General features: G+C 48.6%; 5 protein-coding genes. All 5 read left to right on the top strand.

Annotated elements, in window-relative coordinates:
- Positions 1 to 811: hypothetical protein (locus KDK19_RS18350; protein WP_257292537.1), on the top strand; the 811-nt coding region annotated here is incomplete at its 5' end.
- A gap of 502 nt (positions 812 to 1,313) precedes the next feature.
- Positions 1,314 to 1,688, top strand: a complete 375-nt coding sequence (locus KDK19_RS18345) for a hypothetical protein (protein WP_257274582.1) — start codon at positions 1,314 to 1,316, stop codon at positions 1,686 to 1,688.
- Positions 1,689 to 1,885: 197 nt separating this feature from the next.
- Entirely contained in the window at positions 1,886 to 2,821 is a 936-nt protein-coding gene (locus KDK19_RS18340; protein WP_257274583.1) for a hypothetical protein, read from the top strand.
- Between the two features lie 187 nt (positions 2,822 to 3,008).
- Positions 3,009 to 4,580 (top strand): hypothetical protein, encoded by a 1,572-nt coding sequence (locus tag KDK19_RS18335; protein WP_257281450.1) that lies wholly within the window; start codon positions 3,009 to 3,011, stop codon positions 4,578 to 4,580.
- Positions 4,581 to 4,673: 93 nt separating this feature from the next.
- Positions 4,674 to 5,810, top strand: a 1,137-nt coding sequence (locus KDK19_RS18330; RefSeq protein WP_257292536.1) for a hypothetical protein, incomplete at its 3' end; no start/stop codon positions are given.

Raw genomic sequence — 5,810 nt, 5'->3', positions numbered from 1 at the left:
GCGAGCTATCCATCCCCGAACTAGAAGTACGGGGCTTTCCGCTCAATTTGGTAAGAATGTTCAAGCTCTGTCGACTCACAAAAGCAGAAACCACACCGAACAAAAAACCTGTAACGTGATCGTAATTGCGGAAGATCTCCAGCCCCGCCCCTGCGGGAAGACCTGCAAGAATTCTCAATCTCTGTCGACTCATAAAAGCAGATACCATACCGGGCAACGAATCTGTGTCGAGACAGTGGTTGGGGAAGATGGCCAGCAAAGGCGATGTGGAAGGACCTGCAAAAATATCGTAGCCCTATCGGATCATAAGCGAAGAGAACATTCAGGACAAAAAATCTGTGACTTCACCGTGGTCGGGGAGGATGGACAGCTGCAGCCATGCGGGACAGCCTGCAAGAATGCTCAAGCCCTGACGTACCACAGAAACAGAGAGCACACCGGGCAACAAACCTGTAATTTAAACGTGGTCGGGGAAGATGGCCAGCTGCGGCCATGCGGAAGAGTCTACAAGAATTCCAGATCCCTATGGGATCACAAAAGAAGCATGCACAGCGGGGAAAAAATCTGTGAAGTGACTATGGTCGGGGAGGATGGCCTGCCGCGAGCATGCGGGAAGGTCTGCAAAAATATCAAAGCCCTGCTGGATCACAAAAGAAGGTGCCACACCGGGCAGCAAGCCTGCAACGAGACCGTGGTCACAGAAGATGGCCTGCTGCGGCCATGCGGGAGGGTCTGCAAGAATATCAGGGCCCTGATGGATCACAAAAGAAATCATCGGAAACGCAAGCCTGTTGATGTAAACCAAAAATGATGGCCCCAGTCCTGAAAAAGCTAAATTGAGCAAGTAACAATCTGACCCGGTACGTGACTTCAATGACGTTTTTCCCGGTGCTACCTTCAGTTTTTAGCAAAAGATCTTTGATAGAAAACAGACTTATTTTCTTGATCTATCCTTCCTCTCCATCCACCAAAATGCAAGGATAGAATTATTAGACACTCACTCTTCGCAGCACCGCTGTTGCCGCTAACGCTTTTGCTGATATCGTTGCCAGTTGTCTGTCAGGCCGAACTTTTGACAGAACGCTTTATTGTCGAGTTTGAACACAATGCAGTGTTTTCAAACCAGAACTTTTCTGTAAAGCGCGATCGGCATACACCGACAAAAAAAAACGCCCGATATAGCCAACACAAACGACTATGAAGGATCGGATTCACCGCCCCATGAGAAACGACAGAGACCGGGCGATTATGGGGTAAAAAAGACCATTATTGAGTCGATTTCGTGGCAATGGTTTTACGCCACGCGTCTGCTGATGGGTTACGAACTTTTCCTGGCGACCGAAGAAACCCTTTTCAGCTCCAAATCTTATTCATGGCTACCTGTAGAAGTAGTAGTTGTTGTCGTTATCTGGCTTTTGAAAAGTTATTGGAAGCATGACTCACTGTCATTTAAATCGATCAGACAACATTCAGCAGCATCAATGCTGACAAGGGGGGATCACCCGTTTGCTACCATCACTATGGAGCCTGGCTCTGAACACAGCCAGCAACCACATCCGCTATTAGTATCATCCGGCGAGCAAGTCTCGGGAGCAACGACCCAACTCACGGGCACTTTCAACCGCCAGCTGTGTTCTTACTATGGCCGCGGTAACGGAGGCCCTCAACAGCCCCTCAACATACTTTAGGTTTAAATTGTTTCGTCTTTCCCTGTCATGGTGCTTGTGGTTTCCGATCCTCATCCATTAGCAACGAGCCTGATGAATGGACGCTGAATGCTACAGAAAGTTCAACAGACAACTTTACACACTCAATAATTGCAGGGACAGTCTATGCGACTGACCCTGCCGGAACACCCAATTATGATGTAACAATCGAGAGAAATTTGCCAACCAACCCTGATGACTGGGTTATAATCAACGGGTTACTCAAGTTGCATAATCACAGTCACCCCGAAGAAACCGGGATTGCCTCTGCACCTGTTATCCATTTGGAACGTACAATAGGGACTCCGCCTTCGGGCTGTCTTCCTTTGGCAGAAGCTCCCCATAGCCAGCAAGCTCTGTTGGATCCCAGAAGCAGGTGCCATATCAAGCCAAAAATCTGTCAAGTAAACGTAGTCGAAGAGGATGGCCGGTCACGGCCATGCGGCGGGGTCTTCAGGAGTGCAAGAAGCCTGTCGTCTCACAAAAGCAGCCAGCATAGCGGGCAACAAAGCTGTAAGGTGACTGTAGTTGGGCAGGATAGAAAGCCGAGGCCATGCGGGAAGGTCTGCAAGAGTCTCTGCAGCCTGATGGAACACAGATACAGAGATCACACCGGACAACAAACCTGTGACGTGCCTGTGGTCGGGGAGGATGACCAGCTGCAGCCATGCGGGACGGTCTGCATCAATATCAGAGCCCTGTGGAATCACAGAAGCAAAGCGCACACGGGGCAACAAACCTGTGACATAATAGTGGACGGGAGGGATGGTCGACCACGTCCGTGCGGAAAGGTCTATCAGAGTGCTCAAGCCCTGGGGTCTCACAAAAGCAGATACCACACTGGGCAAAAAACCTGTAACGTAACAGTGATTGGAGAAGATGGCCAGCGGCGACCATGTGGGATAGTTCACAAAAACGCTCGAACACTGTCGTATCACAAAACCAGACACCATTCCACGCAACAAACCTGCAACGTAATGGTTATCGGAGAGGATGGCCAACAGCGGCCATGCGGCAAAATATTCAAGACTATTCATACCCTGTCGGATCACAGAAGAGTACATCGAAAGCGTAAGCCTGTTGGTGAGCACCAGAACGATGATCTCAATCCCTGATCTGACAACTGCCCCTTCATAAAGTTTATCCCAGTGCCAGTAAACCCTGACAGATCACAAAAGAAAATACCGAAAACGCAAGCCTGTTGATGCGGATCAGGACGATAACCTCAGTCGTTGATCTGACACCCGCCTTTTCATGAGGTGATCTATCCTTCCTCTCTATAAATTAGAATGCACGGATAGAATGCTTAAAAACTCACCCTTTGAGACACTGCTGTTGCTGATATTATTGTTATCTGTCGTCTGTCAGGCCAAACCGTGGACAGAACGTTTTATTGTCGAGCCTGAACATAAGGCAGTGTTTACAGACCAGAGCTTTTCTATAAAGGATGTCCAGCATACCTTGCCGGTCAACCCGTCAGATATTGTCGATACAAACGGCTGCGCAGCACAGGATTTGCCGCCTGATGATCAATCATTTTACGGGATAAAAGCGACCATTATTGAATCGATTTCGTGGCGATCAATCTACACCACTCATCTGCTTTTAGGTTACGAACTGCCCCTAAACATCGAAGAAGCCCCTCTGAGTAACACGCTTCATTCATGGCTTCCTCTGGAAGTGGTTATCGCTGTCGGTTGGTTTTTAAAAAGCTATTGGCTCCTATATTCCTCGTCGTTTAATACGATTAAACAAAAAGAAGCAACATCTAAGCTGACACAGGGGGATCATCTGTTTGCTACCATCATTATGGTGCCTGGCTCTGGACATAATCAACAACCATACCCGCTATCAGAATCATCCGACGAGCAAGTCTCTGGAGTGACAACTCAACTTGCAGGCACCGTCAGCAGATCCCTGCATTCTGACTCTGGCGGCGGTAACAGAGGCCCTCAACAACCCCCGCATACTTTGGGTTTAAATTGTTTCGTCTTTCCCTGTCGTGGCGTTTGTATCTTTCGATCATCATCTAATAGCAGATGGCCCGCTAAATGGCCGCTGAATTCCGAAGAGAGTTCGGCAGGCAACCTTGCAAATTCAATCAGTTCAGGCACAGTCTACGCAACAGACTCAGCCGGACCCAATTATGCTACGACAATGCACAGGAATTTGCCTATCACCCCTGAAGACTGGATTATAATCGATGGGTTACTCAACCTGCGTAGCTGTAATCTTCCAGAAGCAATCTGGATTTCCTGTTCGGCTACCCATTTCGAACGCCCAGTGGCAACATCAACTCCGGGCTACCTCCCTTCCGAAGGCCCTGGCCATTATCAACAAGCCCACTCGAATCAAAAGAGAAGAGACCATACCGGGCCACAAACCTGTGACGCAAACGTAATCGGGAAGAATGGCCAGCCGCGGCCATGCGGAAGAACCTGCAAAAGTCCTCATGCTCTGTCGGATCACAAAAACAAATACCACAGTGGGCAAAAAATCTGCCAGACAACGACAGTCGGGGAGGATGGCCAGCCGCGACCATGCGGAAAGATTTGCAAAAACACTCAAGTTTTATCCGATCACAGAAGAAGAGACCATAGCGGACAAAAAAGCTGTGACCGCACAGTATTCGGGAAGGATGGCCGGCCGCAGCCATGTGGGAAAATCTACAAGAATGCTAAAGCCCTGTCCGATCACAAAAGAAAGAGCCACAGCGGGCAAAAAATCTGTGACGTGACCGTGGTCAGTGACATTGGTCAGCTGCGGCCATGTGGGGTGGTCTGCATCAGTTCGCAAGCCCTGTTTAATCACAAAAGAAGTCATCGAAAACGCAAGCTTGTTGATACGGATCAGAACGTTGACCTCAGTCATTGATCTGACACCCAATCTTTCTTGAAGTGATCTATCCTTCCTGTCTATAAATCAGAACGCAGGGATAGAACGATTAAACACTCACTCTTTACCGAAATGCTGTTTCTGATATTATTGTCCTCTGTCGTCTGTCAGGCCGAACCGTGGAAAGAATACTTTATTGTCGATTTTGAACAAAAGTCAGTGTTTCCAAACCAGAACTTTTCTATAAAGCTTAGCCAGCATATCTTGCCGGGCAACTCGTCAGACATTGCAGCCACAAGCGGCCAGACAAGACTGGATTCGACGCCTGATGAAACACGAGATTACAGGGCAAAGACAACCATCATTGACTCAATATCATGGCTGTCGCTTTCCGCCACTCATCTGCCCTCGAGCTACGAACTGACCCTCACCACCAAAGACGCCTCTGCGAGTACCAACCCTTATTCATGGTTACCTGCAGAAGTGTTTATCGCAGTCGGTTGGCTTTTAAAAAACTATTGGAGCTATTCACCGTCGTTTAACCCGATCGAACAACAGGAAGTGAGTCAGGATCACCCATTTGCCTCCATCACCGTAGTACCTGGCCCCACAAATAACCAACCATCGTACCAGTCATCAGAATCATCGTGGCAGCAAACCCCGAAAACCACCTCCCAACCTTCAGGCTCTTTCACTAGCCTCCACCAGTGTGCTGGCACTGGCGACGGTAAAAGAGGCCCTCAACAACCTCTGCATAGTCTGGGTTTACATTGTTTCGTCCTTCCCTGTCGTGGCATTTGTGCCTTCCGACCCTTATCCGATAGCAGAGGGCCCACTGAATGGCTGCTGAATTCAGCAGAAAGTTCGGCAAGCAATCCTACACTCTCAATGAGTGCAGAAGCAGTCTTTACAAATGGTCCTACCGAGCTACTCAAGGATAATGTAACAAAGCAAGGGAATGTGCCTTTCACGGCTGACGACTGGTTAATAGTCAATGGGTTACTCAATCTAAGTGGCCAAAGCCTTATCAAAGAAATCGGGATTTCCCCTACACCTACCCATTTGACACGCCCTGTGGAGACTTCACCTTCGGGTTATCTTCCTTCCGGAAGGGCTGCTTATTACCAACACACCCTGACGAGTCACAAAAAAAAAGACCGCATCAGACAAAAAATCTGTGACGTAACCGTGGATGGAAAGGATGGTCAGCAGCGACCATGCGAGAAGGTTTACAAAAGTGTTCGAGCTTTGGAGGATCACAAAAGAAGA

Source organism: Endozoicomonas sp. ONNA1 (assembly GCF_024606325.1).
GTDB lineage: Bacteria > Pseudomonadota > Gammaproteobacteria > Pseudomonadales > Endozoicomonadaceae > Endozoicomonas_A.
This window is presented reverse-complemented; position numbering and strand designations above follow the sequence as displayed.

Coding starts and splice junctions, on each gene's coding strand:
- KDK19_RS18345 (WP_257274582.1), top strand. CDS start 1,314: ATGGGTTACGAACTTTTCCTGGCGACCGAAGAAACCCTTTTCAGCTCC.
- KDK19_RS18335 (WP_257281450.1), top strand. CDS start 3,009: ATGCTTAAAAACTCACCCTTTGAGACACTGCTGTTGCTGATATTATTG.